Here is a 24,772-nt window from a genome sequence, read left to right as displayed (position 1 = left end):
GCCGCTGGCCTCAATGCACGTTGAGGCTGATGCCGACGCGGTTCAGCCACTCCGCTTCCAGGGCGAAGTCGGCTTGAGTCAGCTGGTTTTCATCCAGCCAGTTTTCCGGGAACCCCACATCCAGACTGTCGCCCGCGGCGTGCAGTTTGACCTGGGGCATTTCCTGGGTGCCGCGGATGTGATGGAACAGAATCGCAAAGCGCAGCAACACGCACAGGCGAATCAGCTTGGTGCCTTCATCGCCGAACTCGGCGAACTTGTCCTTGGGAATATTGCGCCGGTGGCCACGCACCAGTAGCGCGAGCATTTGCTGGTCTTCGCGGGAGAAACCAGCGAGGTCCGAGTGCTCGATCAGGTAGGCGCCGTGCTTGTGGTAGTGATAGTGGGCGATGTCCAGCCCCACCTCATGCACCTTGGCCGCCCAGCCCAGCAGCTCGCGCCACACGCCGTCTTCCAGGTCCCAGTCCTCGGCCACCTGGTCGAACGCATGCAACGCCTTGCGCTCGACCCGGGCGGCTTGTTCCAGGTCGACGTGGTAGCGCTCCATCAGCGAGCTGAGGGTGCGTTCGCGCACGTCTTCGTGATGATGGCGGCCCAGCAGGTCGTAGAGCACGCCTTCACGCAGCGCGCCTTCACAGTGGTCCATACGTTGCAGTTCGAGGGCATCGAAGATGGCTTCGAGAATCGCCAGGCCTGCCGGGAAAATGGTCCGGCGGTCGGGCTTGATCCCTTCGAAGTCGATTTTTTCCGCATCGCCCAGTTTGAACAGCTTGCGCTTGAGCCACGCCAGGCCTTCGGCATTGACCTCGCCGGTGCCATGCCCGCCGGCCTTCAGCGCCAGGCCGATGGCGCGGATAGTGCCCGAGGAGCCGATGGCTTCATCCCAGGTCAGGCGGTGCAGGGCGTGTTCGATGCTCATGATTTCCAGGCGGGCCGCGGTGTAGGCCTGGGCATAGCGCGCCGGGGTGATCTTGCCGTCCTTGAAATAACGCTGGGTAAAGCTGACGCAGCCCATCTGCAGGCTTTCGCGCAGCAGCGGCTCGAAACGCTGGCCGATGATGAATTCGGTACTGCCGCCGCCGATGTCGGCCACCAGGCGCTTGCCCGGGGTGTCGGCGAGGGTATGGGACACGCCGAGGTAAATCAGGCGGGCTTCTTCACGGCCGGAAATGACTTCAACCGGGTGGCCGAGGATCTCTTCGGCGCGGCGGATGAACTCGCCACGGTTGCGCGCTTCGCGCAGGGCGTTGGTGCCGACGATACGCACGGCGCCCAGGGGCATGCCATTGATCAGTTGAGCAAAGCGCTTCAGGCAATCGAGCCCGCGCTGCATGGACTCTTCGTTGAGCTGGCGCTCGTCGTTGATCCCGGCGGCCAGTTGAACCTTTTCACCGAGCCGCTCGAGAATGCGAATTTCACCGTTCTGGGCCTTGGCCACGACCATGTGAAAGCTGTTGGAGCCCAGGTCGATGGCGGCGATCAGGGACAGATTCTTGGCTTGGGATTGCGGCATGGTTGGGGGGGTCTCGGTCGATAACCTGAACATCCTGCCACGATCAACCGCTGCCGCCAACGCGCAGTGTTTAATGCGTTGATTCAGCGCATAAAAGCGGGCGCTGGCGGCCAGAGGCTCAGCCTACGGCCTCCTGGTTGCCGATGAAGTTGGCCAGCTCCTGGGTTTGCGGGTTGGCGAACAGCACTTTGGGGTCGCCCACTTCATGCACTTTGCCCTGATGCATGAACACCAGTTTGTCCCCCACCTCGCGGGCGAAGCGCATTTCATGGGTGACCATGATCAGGGTCATGCCATCCCGCGCCAGCTGGCGCACCACGCTGAGCACTTCGTTGACCAGTTCCGGGTCCAGTGCCGAGGTGATCTCGTCGCACAGCAGCACCTTGGGCGACATCGCCAGGGCCCGGGCGATCGCCACCCGCTGCTGCTGGCCGCCGGACAGGCGGTCGGGAAAGGCATCGAACTTCTCCGCCAGGCCGACCCGTTCCAGCATCTGCCGCGCCAGCTCGGCGGCCTTGGCCCTGGGCACTTTCTGCACCACCTGGGGCGCCAGCATCACGTTCTCGCCGACGCTCAGGTGCGGGAACAGGTTGAACTGCTGGAACACCATGCCGACCTTCTGTCGCAGGCTGCGCAGGTCGGCTCGCGCCGCGTCGAGGTATTCGCCATCGACCTCGATGACCCCGTCGTTGATCGATTCCAGGCCGTTGAGGGTGCGCAGCAGGGTGCTTTTGCCCGAGCCGCTGCGGCCGATGATCGCCACCACCTGGCCCTCTTCGATGCTCAGGTCGATGCCTTTGAGCACATGGTGGTCGCCGTAGTATTTATGCAGGGCGGAAATTCTAAGCAGAGGCATGCAGTCTCCTTTCCAGGTAGCGCGCGCTGAGGGACAGGGGGTAGCAGAGCAGGAAATATCCAAGCGCTACCAGGCCGTAGACCATGAAGGGTTCGAAGGTGGCGTTGGCGAGCATGCCGCCGGTCTTGGTCAGTTCGGTGAAGCCGATGATCGAGGTCACCGCCGTGCCTTTGACCACCTGCACCGAGAAGCCCACGGTGGGCGCCACGGCAATGCGCAGGGCTTGCGGCAGGATCACGTGGCGCAATTGCTCCAGCGGGCTCAGGGCCAGGCTCGACGACGCCTCCCACTGGCCATGGGGGATCGACTCGACGCAGCCGCGCCAGATCTCCGCCAGGTAGGCGCTGGTGAACAGGGTCAGGGCGATGGCCGCCGCCAGCCAGGCGGAGATATCGATCCCGAGCAAGGCGATGCCGAAGAACACCAGGAACAGTTGCATCAACAGCGGCGTGCCCTGGAACAGCTCGATATAGAGGCGGGCGAAGCCCCGCGGGAAGGCCTTGGCGGAAATACGCAGGGTCATGATCAGCAGGCCGATCAGGCCGCCACCGATAAAGGCCACCAGGGATAGGGCCAGGGTCCACTGCAGGCCGCTCAGCAGGTTGCGCAGGATGTCCCAGAAGGTGAAGTCGCTCATTGGCTGCTCCTCGCGATGTAGCGTCGGCCGACCCAGTTCAGCAACTGGCGGATCAGCAAGGCCATGCACAGGTAGACCAGGGTGGTCAGGGCGTAGGTCTCGAAGGCGCGGAAGTTGCGCGACTGGATGAAGTTGGCGGCAAAGCTCAGCTCCTCGGTAGCGATCTGCGAGCACACCGCCGAACCGAGCATGACGATGATGATCTGGCTGCTCAGGGCCGGCCACACCTTGCCCAGGGCCGGCAGCAGCACCACGTGGCGGAAGGCTTCCATGCGGCTCATGGCCAGGGCCGCGGCGGCCTCCAGTTGCCCTTTGGGGATGGCCTGGATGCCGGCGCGGATGATCTCGGTGGAATAGGCCCCCAGGTTGATCACCATCGCCAGCACGGCGGCCTGCCATTCGGAAATCTGCAGCCCCAGGGACGGCAGGCCGAAGAAGATAAAGAACAACTGCACCAGGAACGGCGTGTTGCGGATCAGCTCGACGTAGACGCCGAAGATCGCCGAGAAGGGCTGGATCTTCCAGGCCCGCACCAACGCGCCGACGATCCCCAGGCTGACCCCGAGCAGGGTGCCGATGGCGGTCAGCTCAAGGGTGAACAGGGCGCCACGCAATAGCAGGCCGGTGTTTTCCAGCACCGGTAGAAAGTCGAACTGATAGGCCATGGATAACCTCCGGCGGTGCTATCAGAGATCAGCCGGCAGCGGCTGTTTGAGCCACAGCTGGGCGTTCTTTTCCAGGCTGCCGTCGCTCTTGGCGGTGGCCAGGATCTGGTTGACCTTGTCCAGCAGCTCCGGCTGGTTCTTGTTCACGCCGACATAGACCGGAGAGTCCTTGAGCTTGACCTTCATGGCCGGGATGCGTTTCGGGTTGCGTTCGCTGATGGCCACCATCACCACGTTGCCGCTGGCGATCAGGTCGACTTGCCCGGCGAGGTAGGCGGCGATGGTCGAGTTGTTGTCCTCGAAGCGCTTGATGGTCACGCCCTGGGGCGCCACGGCGGTCAGCTCGATGTCTTCGATGGCGCCACGGGTGACGCTGATGGTCTTGCCCTTGAGGTCGTCGAGGCTGCTGATGGCGGCATCCGGCGGGCCGAACACGGCGAGGTAGAAGGGGGCGTAGGCGCGGGAGAAGTCGATGACCTTCTCGCGCTCGGGGTTCTTGCCGAGGCTGGAGATCACCAGGTCGACCTTGCCGGTGGTGAGGAACGGGATGCGGTTGGTGCTGTTGACCGGGGTCAGTTCGAGTTTGACCTTGAGTTGCTCGGCCAGCAGCTTGGCGGTGTCGATGTCCAGGCCGCGGGGTTTCATATCCGGGCCCACCGAGCCGAAGGGCGGGAAGTCCTGGGGCACGGCGACCTTGAGCGTGCCGCGGGCGACGACATCGTCCAGGCCGTTGGCGTGGGCGGGGGCCTGGCTCAGCATCAGGCTGGCAAACAGGGCGCAGAGCAGGGCGCTGAAACGCTGGGTCATGGCAATTCTCCGGAACGGCGGCGATTGATTTCTGGGTTGCGACACAGCACAGCCCATGCCAAATCACCGCAACAGCCTTGCAGGGCCGGGTTTTACTGGGTTTGGTCGGTCTTACTGGTCTGAACAGTTGGGCCGGTTTTCGCACCCTTATCGAGCGTCGGCCCAGGCGCCCGAACCCGCTTGGGGCACGACTTGCCGACCCTGGCGAATAGCTTTACAACTAGCGCTTTCGTGGTCCGACCCAGCTGAAATCTATGAACTCGATCTCCCGCGCCGTGCCCGAAGTGGCGTTGCAAGCCATTCGTCAATTGATCACCGAACAGGGCTTCGGCCCGGGCGATGCCTTGCCCTCGCAACGGGACCTGGCGCTGCAATTGGGCGTCAGCCGGGCCTCATTGCGTGAGGCGCTGTCGTCCCTGAGTGCACTGGGGGTGATCAGCGTGCAGCCGGGCAAGGGGGTGTTCGTCCAGGCGCCGGAGCCGTTGGCGAATGCCGCAGGCCTGAGCTGGCCGTTCGCGGCCCAGGCCTCGCCGGTGGATATCTTCCAGCTGCGCTATGCACTGGAGGGGTTTGCCGCCGGCCTTGCGGCCGTGACCCTGACCGCCGACGAGCTGGATGCCCTGGAAGATAATGTCGAGGCCATGCGCCGCGAACTGCGGGCCGCGGACTTCGAAGCGGCGGCGCGGCTGGACTTCGAGTTTCACCAGAAGATCCTCCTGGCCAGCGGCAACCAGGCGATGCTGAGCATCCTAAGTGCCAGTGCCGAGGTGTTTCTGGAGAGCCAGAAACTACCGTTCATCCGACCCGAGCGGGCTATGGAGACCTGGCAGGAACACCGCAAGATCCTGCGCGGCCTGGCCCGGCACGCGTCCGGCGCGGCGCAGAAGGCCATGCAGGAACATGTTCGGGGTGCTGCGCTGCGCACCGGAATCGCCTTCGTGACCCCGGGCGCGTCCTGAGTTGAGCTATACCCAAACTCATGCCCCACCATAGCGAGAGTCAATCATCTCCGGCTTCCTGAACGCGGGAAGGGCGGCTATGATGGGCCACGTTTTTTTGCTTACAACCTGGAGACTTCCATGAGCAGCGATCTTATCAAACACGTTAGCGACGCTAGCTTCGAGGCCGACGTACTCAAGGCCGAAGGCGCTGTACTGGTCGACTACTGGGCTGAATGGTGCGGCCCTTGCAAAATGATCGCTCCGGTTCTGGACGAAATCGCCGAGACCTACAAAGGCAAGCTGACCGTTGCCAAGCTGAACATCGACGAGAACCAGGAAACCCCTGCCAAGCACGGCGTACGTGGTATCCCGACGCTGATGCTGTTCAAGAACGGCAACGTCGAAGCCACCAAAGTCGGTGCCCTGTCGAAGTCGCAACTGGCTGCTTTCCTCGACGCCAACATCTAAGCGGCGTTGTCAGATCCGGTCAAAAAAAGCCCCGCAAATTGCGGGGCTTTTTCATGATTGAGGGCTAGACGCTCAGAAACTCAGGTGTTACATTCGGCCCCGCACTGGTTTCTCCACTGCCCCCTGCAAGCCGTCGCCGACGCTCTCCTTTCGAACAAGTACGCGATCCTGTCGCCTTCTCCGCGGCGCGGCCTCATTAAGCCAAAAGCTTAATTTCCCCCCCTCCATAAATGATTACGTCATTCCTATATGAATCTGACTGAACTCAAGCAAAAGCCGATTACCGAACTGCTCGAATTGGCCGAACAGATGGGCATAGAAAATATGGCCCGTTCGCGCAAGCAGGACGTGATTTTCTCCCTGCTGAAAAAGCACGCGAAAAGCGGCGAGGAAATCTCCGGTGATGGCGTGCTGGAGATCCTCCAGGACGGCTTCGGCTTCCTCCGTTCTTCCGACGCCTCCTACCTGGCCGGCCCAGACGATATCTACGTCTCGCCAAGCCAGATCCGTCGTTTCAACTTGCGCACCGGTGACACCATCGTTGGCAAGATCCGCCCTCCAAAGGAAGGCGAGCGTTACTTCGCGCTGCTCAAGGTCGACACGATCAACTACGATCGTCCCGAGAACGCCAAGAACAAGATTCTGTTTGAAAACCTGACTCCGCTGTTCCCGACCGTGCGCATGAAGATGGAAGCCGGCAACGGTTCCACCGAAGACTTGACCGGTCGTGTGATCGACCTCTGCGCCCCGATCGGCAAAGGCCAGCGCGGTTTGATCGTGGCCCCGCCAAAAGCGGGCAAGACGATCATGTTGCAGAACATCGCAGCCAACATCACCCGTAACAACCCGGAAGTGCACCTGATCGTTCTGCTGATCGACGAGCGCCCGGAAGAAGTAACCGAAATGCAGCGCACCGTGCGCGGCGAAGTGGTTGCCTCGACCTTCGACGAGCCGCCAACCCGCCACGTGCAGGTTGCGGAAATGGTCATCGAGAAGGCCAAGCGCCTGGTTGAGCACAAGAAGGACGTGGTGATCCTGCTGGACTCCATCACCCGTCTGGCCCGTGCCTACAACACCGTGATCCCGAGCTCCGGCAAAGTGCTCACCGGTGGTGTCGATGCCCACGCCCTGGAGAAACCGAAACGTTTCTTCGGCGCCGCGCGCAACATCGAAGAAGGCGGCTCGCTGACCATCATCGCTACCGCGCTGGTTGAAACCGGCTCGAAGATGGATGAAGTGATCTACGAAGAGTTCAAGGGCACCGGCAACATGGAGCTGCCTCTGGACCGTCGCATCGCTGAGAAGCGCGTGTTCCCGGCCATCAACATCAACCGTTCCGGCACCCGCCGCGAAGAGTTGCTGACCGCCGACGATGAGCTGCAGCGCATGTGGATCCTGCGCAAGCTGCTGCATCCTATGGATGAAGTCGCCGCCATCGAGTTCTTGATCGACAAGCTGAAACAGACCAAGACCAACGATGAGTTCTTCCTGTCGATGAAACGCAAGTAAGTCGAGCGGGACCGCAAAAGCCGGGGAAACCCGGCTTTTTGCTATCTGATTATTGATCAACGGGCAGTTCGCTGTTCTGAACAGCTGGGTTCGGCGCTAAACTGCCTGCCCCGAACGCCACGGCCAAAACGAGGCTCACGCATGCAGTATCGCGACTTGCGCGACTTTATCAGCGGCCTGGAACAGCGCGGTGAACTCAAGCGCATCCAGGTTCCGGTGTCCCCAGTGCTGGAAATGACCGAGGTCTGCGATCGCACCCTGCGTGCCAAAGGTCCGGCCCTGTTGTTCGAAAACCCTACGGGTTATGACATTCCGGTGCTCGGCAACCTGTTCGGCACCCCTGAGCGCGTCGCCCTGGGCATGGGCGCGGAAGCAGTCAGCGAGCTGCGGGAAATCGGCAAGCTGCTGGCTTTCCTCAAGGAGCCCGAGCCGCCCAAAGGCCTGAAAGACGCCTGGTCCAAGCTGCCGATCTTCCGCAAGATCATCGCCATGGCGCCCAAGGTGGTGAAGGACGCGGTGTGCCAGGAGGTGGTCATCGAAGGCGATGACGTCGACCTGGCGATGCTGCCGGTGCAGACCTGCTGGCCGGGCGATGTCGGCCCCCTGATCACCTGGGGCCTGACGGTGACCAAAGGCCCGAACAAGGACCGGCAGAACCTGGGCATCTATCGCCAGCAGGTGATCGGCCGCAACAAAGTGATCATGCGCTGGTTGAGCCACCGTGGCGGCGCGCTGGATTACCGCGAGTGGTGCGAGAAGAACCCGGGGCAGCCATTCCCGGTGGCCGTGGCCCTGGGCGCGGACCCTGCGACCATCCTCGGCGCCGTGACCCCGGTGCCGGACAGCCTTTCCGAGTACGCCTTCGCCGGCCTGCTGCGGGGCAACCGCACCGAGTTGGTGAAGTGCCGGGGCAACGACCTGCAAGTGCCGGCCACCGCCGAAATCATCCTTGAAGGGGTGATTCACCCGGGCGAGATGGCCGATGAAGGCCCGTACGGCGATCACACCGGTTATTACAACGAGGTCGACAGCTTCCCGGTGTTCACCGTGGAGCGCATCACCCATCGCATCAAGCCGATCTACCACAGCACGTACACCGGCCGTCCGCCGGATGAGCCGGCGATTCTTGGCGTGGCGCTCAATGAAGTGTTCGTGCCGATCCTGCAGAAGCAGTTCCCGGAAATCACCGACTTCTACCTGCCGCCCGAAGGCTGCTCGTATCGCATGGCGGTGGTGACCATGAAGAAGCAGTACCCCGGCCATGCCAAGCGCGTGATGCTGGGTGTGTGGTCGTTTTTACGACAATTCATGTACACCAAGTTCGTTATTGTCACTGACGACGATATCAACGCACGCGACTGGAACGACGTGATCTGGGCCATCACCACGCGCATGGACCCCAAGCGCGACACGGTGATGATCGATAACACGCCGATCGACTACCTGGATTTTGCCTCGCCGGTTTCCGGCCTGGGGTCGAAGATGGGGCTCGATGCCACGCATAAATGGCCCGGTGAAACCACGCGCGAGTGGGGCCGGGTGATCGTCAAGGATGAGGCGGTGACCCGCCGGATCGATGCCATCTGGAATCAGTTAGGAATAGATTGATGCGTGTAACCTTGCAGCCCTCCGGAGCCGTGCTTGAGACACTGCCCGGCGAGCGGATTCTCGATGCGGCGCGACGCCTGGGCTATGAGTGCCCGCAAAGCTGCCGCAATGGCAATTGCCATGTGTGTGGTGCCTTGCTGGTCGAAGGCAGCGTCCGCCAGGCCGGCGATGTGCGTGACCATGGCGAGTTCTACACTTGCATTGCAGAGCCGCTGGAAGACTGCATTGTGTTGTGGGATGGCGTGCTTGCCCTGGGAGAGCTGCCGGTGCGCAGTCTGTCGTGTCAGGTCAGTGAGTGTGTGGAAGTCGGCGGTGATGTCTGGCGTGTGAGCCTGCGTGCGCCCGCCGGCAAGCCGCCGCGTTACCACGCCGGCCAATACCTGATGCTGGAGCGGGAAAACGGCGAGAAATCGGCTTTTTCCCTGGCTTCAGCGCCCCATTCCGGGCGTGATATCGAACTGCATGTGCTGGTGCGCGAAAGCAGCGCCCAGAGCCTGATCGAACAGCTGCAGCGCAACCGCGTGGTGCGGGTCGAGCTGCCGTTTGGCGATACCCACCTGGCCGAGTTGCCCGATGGGCCGCTGGTGCTGATCGCCGCCGGTACCGGCATGGCGCAGATGCACAGCCTGATCGAACATTGTCGGGCCCGTGGCTTCAAGCATCCGGTGCACCTGTACTGGGGCGTACGCCGGCCTGAGGACTTCTACCGCATCGACGAATGGGAACAGTGGCAGCAACTGCCCAATCTCTACCTGCATCAGGTCGTCAGCGATCTGTGCGGCTGGGAAGGGCGCTGCGGCATGCTGCACGAAGCGGTCTGCGAAGACATTGCCGACCTGTCCGCGGTGTACGTCTACGCCAGCGGCTCGCCGGCGATGATTTATGCAACGCTCGATGCGCTGGTCAATGCGGGGATGGATGCGCACCAGATGCGCGCCGATGTCTTCGCCTATGCCCCGCGGCCCTGAGCCACGCCAAGGCTGCGCAGGGCGTCGGGTCTAGAAACGCACGCCGGTGGTGATCATCGCGGCGTTGGCGCCCAACAGCACCAACTCCGCCGCCACCGGGCCGTAGTAAGTGCCCAGCGACGGGATAATCACCGGCGCGACGCCGAAGCGGTTGAGCGGGATCTTGTCCTGGTATTTGCCGCGGTAGCCTTCCAGTAATCCCCCAGTGAGTTTCAGGTACAGCGGATAGTTGGCACTTTCATAACGTTTGCCAGCGTAGGCGTAATAGGAGCGCTGGCTGAACGAGTTGCGAAAAGTTGCCGCGCCATATACCCAGCCCGACGCTTCATTGCGTTCCAGGCCCAATAAGTCCTGGTTGTTATTGTGATCCGGGTCGGGGGAAAAGTGCTTGGTAAAGACACTGGTTTGCAGGTACCAGAAACCCTGATCTGGTGCCTGAGTGTCGCCGCTTGCCAGTGCTGCACCGGCGTGGGCCAGTAATAGCAGGCCGCTGAGTCGAAGTTTTTTCATGCGGGGCCTCTTTAGGCGTGCGGTATATGCCTGGGGACGGCCAAGAGTGGCGGTACTTCAGAGAGATGAGGGCACATCCTAGTCAAACATTAGGCTTATGCATATTTCATTCTGATATTTAAGACATTTCCTAAGTAGTATTAAGCTATATGCAAGTGGCCTGCGGCACCCAGTTTGGCCATTGTTGCCAGGTAATTGAGTCATACGTCTTTAAGCACTTTTCGTTTTATTCTTATTGCGATATGTTTCAGGGCGTTAATCTTGATTGCATCTTGTAATACTTGCGGGGCCGAACATCATCCGTTATGACCGCCATTGAATCTGCTTGTTTGAATCCTGCTTATCCTCCGCGGCTCGATCTGGGGCCGCAGCTGACTCACGAACAATTGCTCAGCTCAATGCACTCGACCATGGCTCGCCACAAGGGCGGCCCGGTGTGGCTGTTTGCCTACGGGTCGCTGATCTGGCGCCCGGAATGCTCTGCCGTCGAGCGCATGCGCGGCCGGGTGCACGGCTACCATCGCGGTTTGTACCTGTGGTCCCACGAGCATCGCGGCACGCCGGAACGGCCCGGGCTGGTCTTCGGCCTGGATCGTGGCGGCTCTTGCAGTGGCTTTGCCTATCGCTTGCCCCAGGAGCAGCTCGACGCTTCGCTGTTTGCGCTGTGGCAGCGTGAGATGCCTTATCCGTCCTATCGCCCGCACTGGCTCAATTGCCGACTCGAAGATGGCAGTCAGGTCCAGGCCCTGGGTTTTGTGTTGGAGCGGCACCTGCCCAGCTATGCCGGCAACCTGCCGGACCATGTGCTGAGCCAGGTGTTTGAGAGCGCCAGCGGGCGCTACGGCACCACGCGCGATTACGTCGAACAGACCGTGCACGCCCTGCGCAGCCATGCGATGCCGGATCGCAACCTGGAAGCGCGGCTCAAGCGCTGCAAATCCGCAGCGCATTAAGCCCGGCTTGCTGCGCCTCAGCGCACCTGCACCACCACCTTGCCCACCGCCTTGCGCTGGCCCAGATCGTCGATCGCCCGCGCGGCCTGGGCCAGGGGATAGACCTGGGACACCAGCGGCTTGAGCTTGCCCTCGGCGAACCAGCCGAACAGCTGCTGGAAGTTGGCCGCGTTGTCCTGGGGCTGGCGCTGGGCGAATGAACCCCAGAACACCCCGACCACCGCCGCGCCCTTGAGCAACGCCAGATTCACCGGTAGCTCGGGGATGCGTCCGCTGGCGAAACCCACCACCAGCAGGCGGCCGTTCCAGGCAATGGAGCGCACGGCCTGGTCGAACAGATCGCCGCCTACCGGGTCGTAGATCACGTCGGCGCCGTTGCCGTCGGTCAGGCGCTTGATCTCGTCCTTGAGGTTGCTTTCGCTGTAGTTGATCAGCTCATCGGCCCCGGCGGCCTTGGCCACCGCGAGTTTCTCCGCGCTGCTGGCGGCGGCAATCACCCGGGCGCCCATGGCCTTGCCGATTTCCACGGCCGCCAGTCCCACGCCGCCCGAGGCGCCGAGCACCAGCAGGGTCTCGCCCGGTTGCAGGTGGCCGCGCTGCTTGAGGGCGTGCATCGAGGTGCCGTAGGTCATGCTGAAGGCCGCGGCGGTGTTGAAGTCCATGCTCGGGGGGATTGGCAGCACGTTGTAGCCCGGCACCGCAACCTGCTCGGCAAAGCTGCCCCAGCCGGTCAGGGCCATGACCCGGTCGCCAACCTTGAGGTGGCTGACTTTCTCCCCTACCGCGCTGACCACCCCGGCCGCCTCACCGCCCGGCGAAAACGGGAAAGGCGGCTTGAACTGGTATTTGCCCTCGATGATCAGGGTGTCCGGGAAGTTGACCCCGGCCGCGTGCACTTCAAGCAGGACTTCGTTCTTCTTCGGCACAGGACTCGCGACGTCTTCCAGCACCAGCGTTTCGGCGGGGCCGAAGGCTTTGCACAGCACGGCTTTCATCAGGGCTATTCCTTTGGGAGTGGTGGCCGATAAGTGTAGGTGTGTGAATAACGCGGTCAACGAGCATGCCCCGTCCTGATAGCCGCCCATAAGCTTTGTGCTTGGGCTCAGGCAGTGGGGCCTTTATGCTAGGCCGCAAACCGGATAAGGAGCGAACTGTGAAAGCGTGGATCATGTTGATGCTGGCCCTGACTCTGCCCATGGCAGCCATGGCCGAAGAAGCCAAAGAAGGCGAAGCACCGAAAGTCAGCTACATCAGCCTGAGCCCGCCGTTCGTGGGTAACTACGGCCTCGATGGCACCCAGAAGCTCAAGGTCTACAAGGCCGACGTGGCCCTGCGGGTCACGGGCGATGAAGCGGCCAAGGCGGTCAAGGCCAATGAACCGTTGATCCGCAACCAGCTGGTGGCGCTGTTCGCCCAGCAGACCACCGAGACCATGAACAACGTCGAAGCCAAGGAAAAACTGCGCCAGGAAGCCCTGAAGCAGACCCAGCAGGTGATGAACGACGAAACCGGCAAACCGGTGGTGGAAGACCTGCTGTTCAACAACCTGATCATCCAGTAAGCCGCGGTTCGGCATCTCGCACGAGATGCCGCGCCTGCCTCCAGCGCCTGCACGTCGACCCCTGGGCATGACCCGCCGGGAGTCGGCGGGCCGGCGCTGTGTCGTTTCCGGTGTCGGCTAAATCCCGGCGGCTATGAGGCCAGGCTTTTGCGAAAGCGCGCCAGGGCAATGGCGAAGAACAGCAGGCCGATCCCCGCCAGGGCCAACAGGTCCGGCCACACCACGCTGACCCCGGCATCGCGAAACAGGATCGCCGCGCTCAGGCTGACGAAGTGCGTCGACGGCGAGCCCTGCATCACCCATTGCAGCCACTGCGGCATGCTGTCCAGCGGCGTGCTGCCGCCCGATAACAGCAGCATCGGGATGATCACCGGAATCGCCAGCAGGCCGAACTGCGGCGTTGAACGAGCCAGGGTCGCGAGGAAAATCCCCAGGGCGGTGCTGGCGAACAGGTACAGCGCGGTCACGAGCAAAAACAAGGTCATCGAGCCCGCCAGCGGCACCCCCAGGGCACCCTTGACGATCACCTCCAGCGAGATCCAGGTGCAGAGCACCACCACCAGCATGTTGCTCCAGATTTTTGCCAGCATGATTTCCAGCGCCGTCAGCGGCAGCACCAGCAAGTGGTCAAGGGTGCCGTGCTCGCGTTCGCGCAGCAGGGCGGTGCCGGTGAGGACGATGGCGAGGATGGTGATGTTGTTGACGATCTGGATCACCGCCAGGAACCAGCCCCCTTCGAGGTTGGTGTTGAACAGTGCGCGCGTGGTCAGCAGCGCCGGCGCCTTGCTGGTCGCATCGTTCTGGTCGCCGTAGGTCAGCAGTTCGCGCTGGAAGATCCGTCCTATATAGCCGGCCCCCATGAACGCCTGGCTCATGGCCGTGGCATCGACGTTGACCTGCACCGCGGGCTCGCGCCCGGCCAGCAGATCGCTTTGGAAGTTGGCCGGCACGTTGATCACGAAGGTGTACTGGCCGCTGTCCATGACCTTGTCCAGCTGATCGTAGGGCAGCGCCACCGCGCTCTGGAATTCGGGCGGCTGCAGGGCTTCGGCCAACTGTCGGGAGAGGTGGCTGTGGTCCTCGTCCACCAGGGCCACGCTGGCGTTGTGCACGCCGATGACCGAGCCGGCCGCAGGCATGTAGATCGCCACCGTGAAGGCGTACAGCAGGAACAACAGCAGCACGCTGTCGTGGCGCAGGCTGGTGAGTTCCTTGAGGCCCAGGCGCAGGATGTGGGTGAGCTGGTGCATCAGACCTCCTGCTTTTTCAGCATGGCCAGGCTGAGCCCGGTGAAGCCGAGGAAGAACCCGAACAGCGCCAGGCACTGCGGCCACAGCTGGCGCAGGTCCAGGGCTTTGGTGAAGGTGCCGACGGCGATATCGAGGAAATAGCCGGCAGGGAACATCTGCCCCATAAAGGCTGCCGCGCCTTCAAGGGAGGAGCGCGGCACGATCAGCCCGGAGAACTGGATCGTCGGCAGGCTGGTGATGATCATGGTGCCGAGGATCGCCGCGATCTGGGTCCGGGTGAACGCCGAGATCAGCAGGCCCATGCTGGTGGTGGCCAGCACATAAAGCATGCCGCCGAAGGCCAGGGTCAGGCCGCTGCCCTTGAAGGGCACGCCAAACAGCCAGCGATTCATCGCCACCAGCAGCCCGAGGTTGATCAGGCTGACCGCCAGGTACGGCGCCTGCTTGCCCAGGAGAAACTCCAGGCGCGTCAGGGGCGTGGCGTAGAAGTTGGTGATCGAGCCCAGTTCCTTCTCGCGCACAATCCCCAGCGCCGTCAGCATCGCCGGGATAAACGCCAGGATCAGCGCCATCACCCCGGGGCCGATGGCATTCACGCTGACCACGTCCTGGTTGTAGCGAAAGCGCGTTTCCAGCCGGGCCGCAGGGCGCGGGTTGTAGGCCGGGCTGCTTTGTTCGGCCAGTTGCTCCAGGTTGGCCTGGTGCACGGCCTCGACATAATTGCGGCTGGTTTCGGCGCGAAACGGCATGCCGCCATCCAGCCAGGCCGCCACTGCCGGTTGGCGCCCGGCGTACAGGTCGCGGCCGAAACCGGGGGGGATTTCCAGTGCCAGCTTGATTTCCGAGCGCTGCAGGCGCCGGTGCAGTTCGGCCGAATCGCGGATCGGCGGCTGTTCCTGAAAGTACCGCGAGCTGCGAAACGCCTCCAGGTAGGCCCGGCTTTGCGGCGTCTGGTCCTGGTCGTAGACGGCGAAAGCGAGCTTCTCCACGTCCAGGGAAATGCCGTAGCCGAAGATCACCATCATGAAAATCGCCCCCAGCAGGGCAAAGCCCAGGCGCACCTTGTCGCGCAGCAATTCCTTGCCCTCGCGGGTGGCCACGGCCAGCAGCCGGGCCAGGCTGAAACCGGGTTTGCTCGGCGGTACGCTGCTCGGGGCCTGAGTGGTTTGTGCCGCAGGGGCTGGCGTCGGTGCGGCGTCGGCGGCGCCCTGGGCCTGCTCCAGGCAGGTCACGAAGGCGGCTTCCAGGGTGTCGCCGGCGAACTGCTGTTGCAGCGCGGCGGGGGTGTCGCAGGCCAGCACCTTGCCGGCGTGCATCAGGGAAATGCGGTCGCAGCGCTGGGCTTCGTTCATGAAGTGGGTGGACAGGAAAATCGTCACCCCCTGCTCGCGCGACAATTCGATCAGCAGGCGCCAGAAGTCATCGCGCGCCGCCGGGTCGACGCCCGAGGTCGGTTCATCGAGGATCAGCACTTCCGGGCGATGCAGCACCGCCACCGCCAGCGACAGGCGTTGGCGCAGGCCCAGGGGCAGGGCGCCGGACTGTTGCTCGGCAATGGCGCCGAGGTCGAAACGCTGGATCAGTTCTTCGATACGCGGCGCGCTTTCACTGGCCGGCAGGTCGAACAGCCGGGCGTGCAGCACCAGGTTCTGGCGCACGCTGAGTTCGCCGTACAGCGAGAAGCTCTGGGACATGAAACCCACGCGCTTGCGGGTTGCCAGGTCCTTGGCGTTGACCGGGTTGCCCAGCAATTTGGCGCTGCCTTCGGTGGCCGGCATCAGCCCGGTCAGGACTTTCATGGTGGTGGTCTTGCCACAGCCATTGGAGCCCAGAAAGCCAAAAATCTCGCCGCGGCCGATGGCGAAGCTGACGTTGTTCACCGCCGTGAAATCGCCGAAACGCAGGGTCAGCTCGTGGGCTTCGATGGCGATGTCGTGGTTATCGCCGGCGCGCGGCGGGATCACCAGCGGCTCATTGTTATGGCCGCTGTCACCCTGGAAATGGGTAAAGGCTTCGTCGAGCTTGCCGCTGGGGGTTGCCGCCGCCAGCTCGCGGCTCAGGCCCTGGGCGATCAGCTTGCCGCGATCGAGCATCAGGCAGTGTTCGAACTGCTCGGCCTCTTCCATATACGCCGTGGCGACCAGCAGGGTCAGTTGCGGCCGCTGGCTGCGCACGTCTTCCACCAATTCCCAGAAGCGCCGGCGGGACAGGGGGTCGACGCCGGTGGTTGGCTCATCGAGGATCAGCAGGTCCGGCTCGTGGATCAGGGCGCAGCACAGCCCGAGTTTCTGCTTCATGCCGCCGGACAACTTGCCCGCCGGCCGTTCAGCGAAGCGCAGCAGGTCGGTGGCCAGCAGCAGGCCATGCATGCGCTGCTCGCATTCGGCTTTAGACAGGCCGAACAGGGTGGCGAAGAAGCGAATGTTTTCGCTGATCGACAGTTCGGGGTACAGGTTGCCGCCCAGGCCCTGGGGCATAAAGGCGATGCGTGGATACAGGCTGTTGCGGTGCCGGCGCTGCTCGATGGGGCCGCCCAGCACTTCGAGCTGGCCCTGTTGCAGCTTTTTAACCCCGGCGATCAGGCCCAGCAGGCTCGACTTGCCGGCGCCATCCGGGCCGATCAGCCCGCAGCGGGTGCCCGCCGGCAGGCTGAAGGCAATGTCGATCAGGGCCTGTTGTTGCCCATAGCGATGGTTGATCCCCGTGGCTTGCAGCGCCAGGGCGGTCATTGCAGGTTAGCCGGCCAGTCCACGGTCGCGGTGCGCACATAGCCGGCGCCGGGCATGCCCGGCTTGGCCTGGGGCACGGCACTCGGCTCGGTCAGCCGCAGCTTGACCCGGAACACCAGCTTCTGCCGCTCGTCACGGGTCTCGACTTCTTTCGGGGTGAATTGGGACTTGGCCGCGACAAAGGTGATTTTTGCCGGCAGCGGCTGATTGGGCAGGGCGTCGAGCAGGATCCGCGCGTCGGAGCCCACGGTCAGGCGACCGGTGACCGAGGCGGGCAGGTAGAGGTTCATGTACTGGTCATTGGGATCAATCAGCAGCAGGACCCGGCCACCGGCACCCAGGACTTCGCCCGGCTCGGCCAGGCGCAGCTGGATGATGCCGTCGATGGGCGCGCGCAGGCTGCTGTCGTCGATCTCGCTGGTGAGCTGGGCAACCTGGGCCTGGGCGGCGCCGATGGCAGCCTGGACCGCCGCGACCTGGGACCTGGCGGCCAGCACGGCCGCGTTTCCGGTGTTGAGGCGGGCCTGTTGCTGGTCGATGATCTGCTGGCTGGCAAAGCCGCGTTTGAACAGCTCCTGGGAGCGCTTGAATTCCTGGTTGGCCAGCAGCAATTCGCTCTGGCGCAGTTGTACGTTGGCTTCGGCGGCCGCGAAATTCTCCCGCGCCCGCAGCACTTCCGCTTCCGCCTGGGTGCGCTGGGCCTCCAGGGTGCGGGTGTCCATGCGCGCGAGGAGTTGGCCTTGCAGGACTTTGTCGCCTTCGTTGACCCGCACTTCCGCCAGGCGCCCGGGGATCTTGCTGGCGATCTGCACTTCCGTGGCTTCGAGCCGACCGTTGCCCATGCTCAGGCCTTCGGGCAGGCGATCGCTGAGCGACTTCCAATAACCGAAGCCGCCGGCAGCGAGCAGCAGAACCAATAAAGAAATGGCGAAAAGGCGGGAAGAACGGTGGTTCGTCGACATAGGTGCATCCTGCGGCTTATAGCGTCCAAGTCTGACGGTACACGCCGTTAGGCGACTTGATACCCGTCAAATGAAAGCCGTAAGCCTAACCCTATTGGCCAGACGATGCATGGTTGTGCGCAGTGACTGCCGGGTTCTCGAGATAAACCCCGTGGGCGCGTGCCGCGAGCGGTACGTGGCACGGCGTGTCGGGGATCAGCGCAGGGCCAGTACCGCGGCCCATTGCTCGGCGGTCACCGGCATCACCGAGAGGCGGCTGCCTTTTTGTACCAGCGGCATTTCGTCGAGGGCGGCCTGTTGTTTCAAATAGTCCAGGCGCAACACCTGGGCGAAAGTCTCGACATGGGCAACGGTGATTGCACTCCAGGCATTTTTTTCCGGCGTGGCCTTGGCGTCGAAGTAGGGACTTTGCGGGTCCAGGGCCGTTGGGTCCGGGTAGGCGGCTTCGATGATCCGCCCGATGCCGGCGATCCCGGGCTCCGGGCAGCTGGAGTGATAGAAGAAGAATGAGTCGCCCACCGCCATGGCCCGCAGGAAGTTGCGTGCCTGGTAATTGCGCACCCCGTCCCATCGGGCTTCGCCGAGCGTTTCCAGGCCTTTGATCGAGAGTTCTTCGGGCTCGGACTTCATCAGCCAATAGGCCATTTTTTGCGCTCCTCGAGGGCTGTGGGCAAGTTGTCTGGCAATTTTATGACAAACCGACAGTCGGTTGACGTCAGCATTTGCGTGTCGGTTCACGTTATCGCAGAATGCCGGGATTTTAAGCTTGACGCTGCTGCACGGACTATTACGCAAGCCGTTGCTGTCATCGTGTGTGATAGGCCTTAGGGGGGCAATCGATGAAACGCAAACCGGATTTACTATGGATTTTGGTTATTTTGTTCGGTTTGGGCGTGGTGACCACTGGCTATGCGCAGAGCCTGTGGGCCAGTAAAACCGATGCCCCGATCGAGCTCGCGCAACAGCAGCAACCCTTCAAGCGTTGACCCCGTCTCAGGCGCCGCTGCCTTCAAGTGGCGCCTGCTCCGCAAAATACCACCGCCCGTCTGACACCGTAGCCTGCAACGGCACATCCCAGCTCGCCTGATCCAGTCGCTCGACCTTCTGACACTCATGGGCCAGGCCCAATAGCGTCGGCTTGCGCCAATTCTGGCGCCGGGCCAGGTACGCCAGGCTGCGGTCATAGAAGCCGCCGCCCATCCCCAGGCGCCCCCCCACATCGTCGAAACCGACCAACGGCAATAGCACTAGGTCCAGGGCCCAGACCTTGCGCTGGCGCGCGACATTCACTCGTGGTTCAAGAATCCGGAAACGATTGGGCCGCAGCTTCTCTCCCGGACGTACCCGCTGGAACACCATTTTGGTCCTGGGCCAGGCGCTGAGCACCGGCAGGTAGGTGGCCTTGCCCCGGCGCTGGGCGGCGCGCAGCAGCAGGCGCGGGTCGATTTCACCGTCGGTGGGCAGGTACAGGGAGATATGCCGCGCCCGGCGGAACAGCGGGTGTTGCGCCAGCTGCCGGTACAGCCCGCGTGCGGCCTGGCGCTGCTCGCTGGGGCTGAGTGCACGCCGCGCGCGACGCAGCAGGCGACGAAGTTGCGGGCGGGAGAGGGGGGCGTCGGTCATGGGATAAGGCCGTGGGAGCTGGGTCAGATGGCCCAGCCTACCGCTAAACGGCCGGCGCCAGAAACAACAATGCCAGCACGATGGCTGGCATTGATTTGCAATTCAGGCTCCCCGGATGAACCGCTGTCGACTTAGCCCTTGAACCCGAAAGTTCAAGGTGGAAGATGCAGTAGGCTTTAAGGCTTTCCGTCTAGCGGACATGCACACCAGCCCAACGTGCAACCTCCAGGGTAGTGCGAATCGGCTCAGGGACATCGTCAACTGGCAAGCACCCCAGGGAGTGGCGGGAGTATACCGCAACCGCCTTCAGGAATCAGCTTTGGGTTGTTCCGGATCGGTCGCCAGGACCAGATCGACGCGTTCCAGCAGGTCGCGTACTTGCTCGCGGGTCGAACCGCTGGCCTGTATGTCGGGGCGCTCCTGCTTGTGCAGCAAATCGTGGGTAATGTTGAGGGCGGCCATGACAGCAATGCGATCGGCGCCTATGACTTTGCCGCTGCTGCGAATCTCGCGCATCTTGCCGTCCAGGTAACGGGCGGCGCTCACCAGGTTGCTGCGCTCTTCCTGGGGGCAGATGATCGAATACTCTTTGTCGAGGATCTGCACGGTTACGCTATTGCTTGAACTCATGAGTCTTGCTCCAGGGCCTTGAGGCGCGAAATCATCGATTCGACCTTACGCCGGGCGATTTCATTTTTTTCAATGAGGTGCGCGCGTTCCTCGCGCCAGGTCTTTTCCTGAGCTAATAAGAGTGCGTTTTGACTCTTTAGTTGCTCGACCCTGGTAATTAGCAATTCGAGTCTGGCCATCAGCGCTTGCAGGTCGGTGTCTTCCATTGGATCCCACTGGATTTGTCTGATGAGTGGCAACAGGCTGGGCAAACGAGTTGACGGCCTTGATGGTCTTGGCGCGTCCGCCGATGCTACGATACAAGGCCTCCATTCTAGACATTGCGCCGCTTGGCGCCTAGCTGCCCATGCCCATTCAGAATTCTCCGTACAACGCCTTCGCCACCCTGCTCACCAGCAGCGGTCACCCTGTCTCGCCCGCCGAATTGCACGGCCTGTTGCTCGGTCGCAGTTGCGCCGGCGCCGGTTTTGAGGTCGACGGCTGGTTGATCGACGCCGCCGAACTGCTCGAAGGCGAACCACAAGACAACGTGCGCAACGCCTTGATCGGCCTGCAGGAAATGGTCAAGGGCGAGCTGACCAGCGACGACATGACCGTGGTCTTGCTGTTGCCCAGCGACGATGCGCCCCTGACCGAACGTGCCGCGGCACTGGGCCAGTGGTGCCAGGGCTTCCTTAGCGGTTTTGGCTTGAACTCCCGCGACAGCAGCGCCCTGAGCACCGAAGCCACCGAAGTGTTGCAAGACCTTGCCGCGATCGCCCAGGTGCAAGATGCCCTGGAAGAATCCGATGACGGCGAAAGCGACTATATGGAAGTGATGGAGTACCTGCGGGTCGCCCCCTTGCTGTTGTTCACCGAGACCAACAAGAAAGTTGAACCGGCTGCCAAGCCGTCTTTGCACTAACTGCTTGATAGGGAAGTCCGTCTGCCCATGATTCATATCCCGAAATCGGAATACACCCGCCGCCGCAAGGCGCTCATGGCGCAGATGGAACCCAACAGCATCGCGATTCTGCCGGCCGCCGCCGTGGCGATCCGCAACCGCGATGTCGAGCACGTGTACCGCCAGGACAGCGACTTCCAATACCTCAGCGGTTTCCCCGAGCCCCAGGCGGTCATCGTCCTGATGCCGGGCCGCGAGCATGGCGAGTACGTGCTGTTCTGTCGCGAGCGCAACGCCGAGCGTGAACTCTGGGATGGCCTGCGGGCTGGCCAGGAGGGCGCGATGCGCGACTACGGCGCCGACGATGCCTTCCCCATCACCGATATCGACGACATCCTGCCGGGCCTGATCGAAGGGCGTGACCGGGTCTATTCGGCCATGGGCAGTAACCCGGAATTCGACCGGCACCTGATGGACTGGATCAACGTCATCCGCTCTAAAGCGCACCTCGGCGCCCAGCCGCCGAACGAATTCGTTGCCCTGGATCATCTGCTGCACGACATGCGCCTGTATAAATCGGCGGCAGAAGTGAAGGTCATGCGCGAAGCCGCGCGGATTTCCGCCCAGGCCCATATCCGCGCCATGCAGGCCAGCCGTGCCGGCCTGTATGAGTTCAGCCTGGAAGCCGAGCTGGACTACGAGTTCCGCAAGGGCGGGGCGAAGATGCCGGCCTACGGTTCGATCGTCGCTGCCGGGCGCAACAGCTGCATCCTGCATTACCAGCAGAATGACGCGCTGCTCAAGGACGGTGACCTGGTGCTGATCGATGCCGGTTGCGAGATCGACTGCTACGCCAGCGACATCACCCGTACCTGGCCGGTCAACGGTCGGTTTTCGCCGGAGCAAAAGGCGATCTACGAGGTGGTCCTGGCTGCCCAGGAAGCGGCGTTTGCCGAGATCGCACCGAACAAGCACTGGAACCAGGCCCATGAGGCCACGGTGCACGTGATCACCCAGGGCCTGGTGCAGTTGGGTTTGCTTGAAGGCGATGTCGACGAACTGATCGCCAGCGAAGCCTACAAGGCGTTTTACATGCACCGCGCCGGGCACTGGCTGGGCATGGATGTGCACGACGTCGGCGAGTACAAGGTCGGCGGCGAATGGCGGGTGCTGGAGGTCGGCATGGCGCTGACGGTGGAGCCGGGGATCTACATTGCCCCGGACAATCAGAACGTGGCGAAGAAGTGGCGCGGCATTGGCGTGCGCATCGAGGATGACGTGGTAGTGACCAAGCAAGGTTGTGAGATTCTCACCGGTGGCGTGCCGAAGACGGTCGCCGAGATCGAAGCACTGATGGCTGCCGCACGGGCCCAGGTCGCATGACCCGGGTCAATCTGGCGATCATCGGTGGCGGCCTGGTCGGCGCCAGCCTGGCGTTGGCGTTGCAGGCCGGGGCCAAGGCCCGGGGCTGGAAGATCGTGCTGATCGAACCCTTCGCCCCCGGCGACAGTTACCAGCCCAGCTATGACGCCCGCTCCTCGGCGCTGTCCTTTGGCGCACGGCAGATTTATCAGCGGCTGGGTGTGTGGCAGGAAATTTCCCGTCGCGCCGAGCCGATCAAGCAGATCCATGTCTCCGACCGTGGGCGGTTTTCCACCGCGCGCCTGTCGGCCATGGAAGAGGGGGTTCCGGCCCTCGGTTATGTGGTAGAGAACGCCTGGCTTGGCCAGTGCCTGTGGCAGGCCCTGGACAAGGACGTGATCAATTGGCGCTGCCCGGCTGAAGTCACGCGCATGGAGCCGTTGCCGGACGGCTACCGCCTGACCCTGAATGACGAGACCACCCTGGAGTGCGAGCTGGCAGTATTGGCCGATGGCGGCCGCTCCGGGTTGCGCGAGCAACTGGGGATCGGGGTCAAGAATCGCCCTTACAACCAGAGCGCGCTGATCGCCAACATCACCCCCAGCGAAGCCCATAACGGCATGGCCTTCGAGCGCTTTACCGATGACGGGCCGATGGCCTTGCTGCCCCTGCCGGAAAATCGCTGCGCCCTGGTCTGGACCCGTCTGGGGATGGATGCGCAGCGCCTGGCCAGCCTGGATGACCGCAGTTTCCTCAGCGAGCTGCAGGGCGTCTTCGGTTACCGCCTGGGCACCCTCAAGCAAGTGGGCGCGCGGCATCTTTACCCGCTGTCGCTGGTGGAGGCCGAAGAACAGGTGCGTCCGCATCTGGCCGTCCTCGGCAACGCCGCCCACAGCCTGCATCCGATTGCCGGCCAGGGCTTCAACCTGTCGCTGCGCGATGCCCAGGCCCTGGCCGATGCGTTGCTGGCCAGCCAGGGTTCGCCAGGGGATTTCGCCACCTTGCAGGCTTATCGCGAACGCCAGCGCCAGGATCAGGCCCTGACCGTGGGTTTCTCCGACCAAGTCACCCGCCTGTTTGGCAGCCAGCAGCCGCTGGTGTCCCTGGGGCGCAATATCGGCCTGCTGGGGTTGGATCTGTTGCCCCCGGCCAAGCGCTGGTTTGCCCGTCAGGCCATGGGCCTGGGTACGCGCCCGGATGCTTAAGTGGCTGAACCAGCGGTTGGGCAAGGCGCGCCTGCTGCGCTGGGTCATGTGCATCTATCCGCCGTATCTCGGGGCCGGGGTGCGGGTCCGCCACATCAGCGCGGATTTTCGTGAGGTCCGGGTGTCCATGGGCCTGGGCTGGTACAACCGCAACTATGTCGGCACCCAGTTCGGCGGCAGCCTGTACGCCATGGTCGACCCGTTTTACATGTTGATGCTGATGGAAAACCTCGGCCGCGAGTACATCGTCTGGGACAAGGCCGCCACCATTGATTTCATCGCCCCGGGCAAAGGCCCGGTGTTCGCCCGGTTCACGATCGACCAGGCCCTGCTCGACCAGATCCGTCAGCACACCGCCAGTGGCGAGAAGTACCTGCCGTTGTTGCAGGTGGATATCCACGACGGCGACGGCACCTTGGTGGCGCGGGTCGATAAAACCCTTTACGTGCGGCTCAAGCCGCAAGCGAGACAGGCTTAAAGCATGGAAATGCGCGCAGATCTGCTGATTGTCGGTGCCGGAATGGTCGGTAGCGCCCTGGCGCTGGCCTTGCAGGACAGTGGGCTGGAAGTCCTGCTGCTCGATGGCAGCCCGCTGACGGTCAAACCCTTCGCTGCCGAAGCGCCCTTCGAGCCGCGGGTGAGTGCCTTGTCGGCGGCCAGCCAGCGGATCCTGCAACGCCTGGGCGTCTGGGAGGGCATTGCCCGACGCCGCACCAGCCCCTACGCGCAGATGCAGGTCTGGGATGGCAGTGGCACCGGGCAGATCCACTTTTCGGCGGCCAGTGTGCATGCCGAGGTGCTGGGGCATATCGTCGAGAACCGCGTGGTCCAGGACGCCTTGCTCGAACGCTTGCACGAATGCGACCTGGGCCTGCTGGCCAATGCGCGCCTGGAGCAGATGCGGCGCTCCGGGGATGACTGGCTGCTGACCCTGGCCGATGGCCGGGTGCTGCGCGCGCCCCTGGTGATCGCGGCGGACGGCGCCAACTCGGCGGTGCGGCGCCTGACCGGTTGCGCCACCCGCGAGTGGGATTACCTGCACCACGCCATCGTTACCAGCGTGCGCAGCAGCCAGCCGCACCAACTGACCGCCTGGCAGCGTTTCACCGACAACGGCCCCTTGGCGTTTCTG

The 24,772-nt window shown here is 63.1% G+C and carries 27 protein-coding genes and 1 other RNA gene; 13 read left to right on the top strand and 15 right to left on the bottom strand.

Translation table 11 applies throughout. From position 1 onward, the window contains the following. Positions 1-10 precede the first annotated feature (10 nt). The 5 genes from ppx to CF161_RS07395 all read right to left on the bottom strand — a co-directional run bounded on the left by ppx (position 11) and on the right by CF161_RS07395 (position 4,478). Entirely contained in the window at positions 11-1,513 is a 1,503-nt protein-coding gene (ppx, locus tag CF161_RS07415; RefSeq protein WP_020295945.1) for an exopolyphosphatase, read from the bottom strand. A 118-nt stretch (positions 1,514-1,631) separates the two neighbouring features. Then, a complete protein-coding gene (locus tag CF161_RS07410; RefSeq protein ID WP_020295944.1) occupies positions 1,632-2,369 on the bottom strand; it encodes an amino acid ABC transporter ATP-binding protein in 738 nt (245 codons plus the stop codon). Then, on the bottom strand, positions 2,356-3,006 hold the full coding sequence (locus CF161_RS07405) for an amino acid ABC transporter permease (protein ID WP_020295943.1): 651 nt from the start codon (positions 3,004-3,006) through the stop codon (positions 2,356-2,358). The genes CF161_RS07410 and CF161_RS07405 overlap by 14 nt, the downstream gene beginning before the upstream one ends. Next, positions 3,003-3,671, bottom strand: coding sequence for an amino acid ABC transporter permease (locus tag CF161_RS07400; RefSeq protein ID WP_020295942.1), 669 nt, complete (start codon positions 3,669-3,671; stop codon positions 3,003-3,005). The genes CF161_RS07405 and CF161_RS07400 overlap by 4 nt, the downstream gene beginning before the upstream one ends. A gap of 21 nt (positions 3,672-3,692) precedes the next feature. Further along, positions 3,693-4,478: a transporter substrate-binding domain-containing protein gene (locus CF161_RS07395; RefSeq protein WP_020295941.1), complete on the bottom strand. Its 786-nt coding sequence runs from the start codon at positions 4,476-4,478 to the stop codon at positions 3,693-3,695. 254 nt (positions 4,479-4,732) lie between these two features. On the opposite strand from CF161_RS07395, the gene CF161_RS07390 reads away from it, so the two are divergent. The 5 genes from CF161_RS07390 (at position 4,733) to CF161_RS07370 (ending at position 9,972) form a co-directional block, all read left to right on the top strand. Further along, positions 4,733-5,437 (top strand): FadR/GntR family transcriptional regulator, encoded by a 705-nt coding sequence (locus CF161_RS07390; protein WP_020295940.1) that lies wholly within the window; start codon positions 4,733-4,735, stop codon positions 5,435-5,437. A 120-nt stretch (positions 5,438-5,557) separates the two neighbouring features. After that, a complete protein-coding gene (gene trxA, locus CF161_RS07385; protein WP_003206727.1) occupies positions 5,558-5,887 on the top strand; it encodes a thioredoxin TrxA in 330 nt (109 codons plus the stop codon). Positions 5,888-6,136: 249 nt separating this feature from the next. Then, positions 6,137-7,396: a transcription termination factor Rho gene (gene rho / locus CF161_RS07380; protein ID WP_020295939.1), complete on the top strand. Its 1,260-nt coding sequence runs from the start codon at positions 6,137-6,139 to the stop codon at positions 7,394-7,396. A gap of 141 nt (positions 7,397-7,537) precedes the next feature. Continuing rightward, positions 7,538-9,004: a 4-hydroxy-3-polyprenylbenzoate decarboxylase gene (ubiD, locus tag CF161_RS07375; RefSeq protein WP_020295938.1), complete on the top strand. Its 1,467-nt coding sequence runs from the start codon at positions 7,538-7,540 to the stop codon at positions 9,002-9,004. After that, positions 9,004-9,972, top strand: coding sequence for a CDP-6-deoxy-delta-3,4-glucoseen reductase (locus CF161_RS07370; protein WP_020295937.1), 969 nt, complete (start codon positions 9,004-9,006; stop codon positions 9,970-9,972). The genes ubiD and CF161_RS07370 overlap by 1 nt, the downstream gene beginning before the upstream one ends. Positions 9,973-10,002: 30 nt before the next feature. Here the strand turns inward: CF161_RS07370 and CF161_RS07365 are convergent, their stop codons facing one another. Further along, positions 10,003-10,482 (bottom strand): hypothetical protein, encoded by a 480-nt coding sequence (locus CF161_RS07365; RefSeq protein WP_020295936.1) that lies wholly within the window; start codon positions 10,480-10,482, stop codon positions 10,003-10,005. Positions 10,483-10,787: 305 nt separating this feature from the next. Here CF161_RS07365 and CF161_RS07360 point away from each other — a divergent pair, with 305 nt between their 5' ends. After that, positions 10,788-11,435 carry a gamma-glutamylcyclotransferase gene (locus CF161_RS07360; RefSeq protein ID WP_043228834.1) on the top strand — a complete coding sequence of 216 codons (648 nt, stop codon included), beginning with the start codon at positions 10,788-10,790 and terminating at the stop codon, positions 11,433-11,435. Between the two features lie 17 nt (positions 11,436-11,452). On the opposite strand, the gene CF161_RS07355 is transcribed toward CF161_RS07360, so the two are convergent. After that, positions 11,453-12,430, bottom strand: a complete 978-nt coding sequence (locus CF161_RS07355) for an NADPH:quinone oxidoreductase family protein (RefSeq protein WP_020295934.1) — start codon at positions 12,428-12,430, stop codon at positions 11,453-11,455. 158 nt (positions 12,431-12,588) lie between these two features. Here CF161_RS07355 and CF161_RS07350 point away from each other — a divergent pair, with 158 nt between their 5' ends. Continuing rightward, positions 12,589-12,996 (top strand): flagellar basal body-associated protein FliL, encoded by a 408-nt coding sequence (locus CF161_RS07350; RefSeq protein WP_020295933.1) that lies wholly within the window; start codon positions 12,589-12,591, stop codon positions 12,994-12,996. A gap of 131 nt (positions 12,997-13,127) precedes the next feature. Here the strand turns inward: CF161_RS07350 and CF161_RS07345 are convergent, their stop codons facing one another. From CF161_RS07345 to CF161_RS07330, 4 genes are all read right to left on the bottom strand, one after another. Beyond that, entirely contained in the window at positions 13,128-14,246 is a 1,119-nt protein-coding gene (locus CF161_RS07345; RefSeq protein ID WP_020295932.1) for an ABC transporter permease, read from the bottom strand. Further along, positions 14,246-16,975, bottom strand: a complete 2,730-nt coding sequence (gene rbbA / locus CF161_RS07340; protein ID WP_020295931.1) for a ribosome-associated ATPase/putative transporter RbbA — start codon at positions 16,973-16,975, stop codon at positions 14,246-14,248. The genes CF161_RS07345 and rbbA overlap by 1 nt, the downstream gene beginning before the upstream one ends. Next, positions 16,972-17,937, bottom strand: coding sequence for an HlyD family secretion protein (locus CF161_RS07335; protein ID WP_020295930.1), 966 nt, complete (start codon positions 17,935-17,937; stop codon positions 16,972-16,974). The genes rbbA and CF161_RS07335 overlap by 4 nt, the downstream gene beginning before the upstream one ends. 195 nt (positions 17,938-18,132) lie before the next feature. Then, positions 18,133-18,582: an EVE domain-containing protein gene (locus CF161_RS07330; RefSeq protein WP_020295929.1), complete on the bottom strand. Its 450-nt coding sequence runs from the start codon at positions 18,580-18,582 to the stop codon at positions 18,133-18,135. A gap of 194 nt (positions 18,583-18,776) precedes the next feature. Here CF161_RS07330 and CF161_RS33080 point away from each other — a divergent pair, with 194 nt between their 5' ends. Then, a complete protein-coding gene (locus tag CF161_RS33080) occupies positions 18,777-18,923 on the top strand; it encodes a hypothetical protein (protein WP_020295928.1) in 147 nt (48 codons plus the stop codon). Positions 18,924-18,930: 7 nt separating this feature from the next. On the opposite strand, the gene CF161_RS07325 is transcribed toward CF161_RS33080, so the two are convergent. The 4 genes from CF161_RS07325 to CF161_RS07315 form a co-directional block, all read right to left on the bottom strand. Then, complete coding sequence (locus CF161_RS07325) at positions 18,931-19,560, bottom strand: 5-formyltetrahydrofolate cyclo-ligase (protein WP_020295927.1); 630 nt, start codon at positions 19,558-19,560, stop codon at positions 18,931-18,933. A 104-nt stretch (positions 19,561-19,664) separates the two neighbouring features. Then, positions 19,665-19,843, bottom strand: a non-coding RNA gene (gene ssrS, locus CF161_RS32100) — 6S RNA. Between the two features lie 23 nt (positions 19,844-19,866). Continuing rightward, positions 19,867-20,190, bottom strand: a complete 324-nt coding sequence (locus tag CF161_RS07320; RefSeq protein WP_020295926.1) for a cell division protein ZapA — start codon at positions 20,188-20,190, stop codon at positions 19,867-19,869. After that, on the bottom strand, positions 20,187-20,396 hold the full coding sequence (locus tag CF161_RS07315; protein WP_007940359.1) for a TIGR02449 family protein: 210 nt from the start codon (positions 20,394-20,396) through the stop codon (positions 20,187-20,189). The genes CF161_RS07320 and CF161_RS07315 overlap by 4 nt, the downstream gene beginning before the upstream one ends. Before the next feature lie 140 nt (positions 20,397-20,536). Here CF161_RS07315 and CF161_RS07310 point away from each other — a divergent pair, with 140 nt between their 5' ends. The 5 genes from CF161_RS07310 to CF161_RS07290 form a co-directional block, all read left to right on the top strand. Continuing rightward, positions 20,537-21,094 (top strand): YecA family protein, encoded by a 558-nt coding sequence (locus CF161_RS07310; RefSeq protein ID WP_020295925.1) that lies wholly within the window; start codon positions 20,537-20,539, stop codon positions 21,092-21,094. 27 nt (positions 21,095-21,121) lie between these two features. After that, positions 21,122-22,456: a Xaa-Pro aminopeptidase gene (gene pepP / locus CF161_RS07305; RefSeq protein WP_020295924.1), complete on the top strand. Its 1,335-nt coding sequence runs from the start codon at positions 21,122-21,124 to the stop codon at positions 22,454-22,456. Then, positions 22,453-23,640 carry a 2-octaprenyl-6-methoxyphenyl hydroxylase gene (gene ubiH, locus CF161_RS07300; protein ID WP_020295923.1) on the top strand — a complete coding sequence of 396 codons (1,188 nt, stop codon included), beginning with the start codon at positions 22,453-22,455 and terminating at the stop codon, positions 23,638-23,640. The genes pepP and ubiH overlap by 4 nt, the downstream gene beginning before the upstream one ends. After that, positions 23,633-24,118, top strand: a complete 486-nt coding sequence (locus CF161_RS07295) for a DUF4442 domain-containing protein (protein WP_020295922.1) — start codon at positions 23,633-23,635, stop codon at positions 24,116-24,118. Before ubiH ends, CF161_RS07295 begins: the two co-directional genes overlap by 8 nt. Positions 24,119-24,127: 9 nt before the next feature. Next, on the top strand, positions 24,128-24,772 hold a 645-nt coding region (locus CF161_RS07290), incomplete at its 3' end, for an FAD-dependent monooxygenase (protein WP_177326760.1).

The organism is Pseudomonas sp. CF161 (assembly GCF_000416215.1).
Taxonomy (GTDB): domain Bacteria; phylum Pseudomonadota; class Gammaproteobacteria; order Pseudomonadales; family Pseudomonadaceae; genus Aquipseudomonas.
Note: the sequence above shows the minus strand (reverse complement) of the source record. Positions and strands in the feature narration are given on the sequence as shown.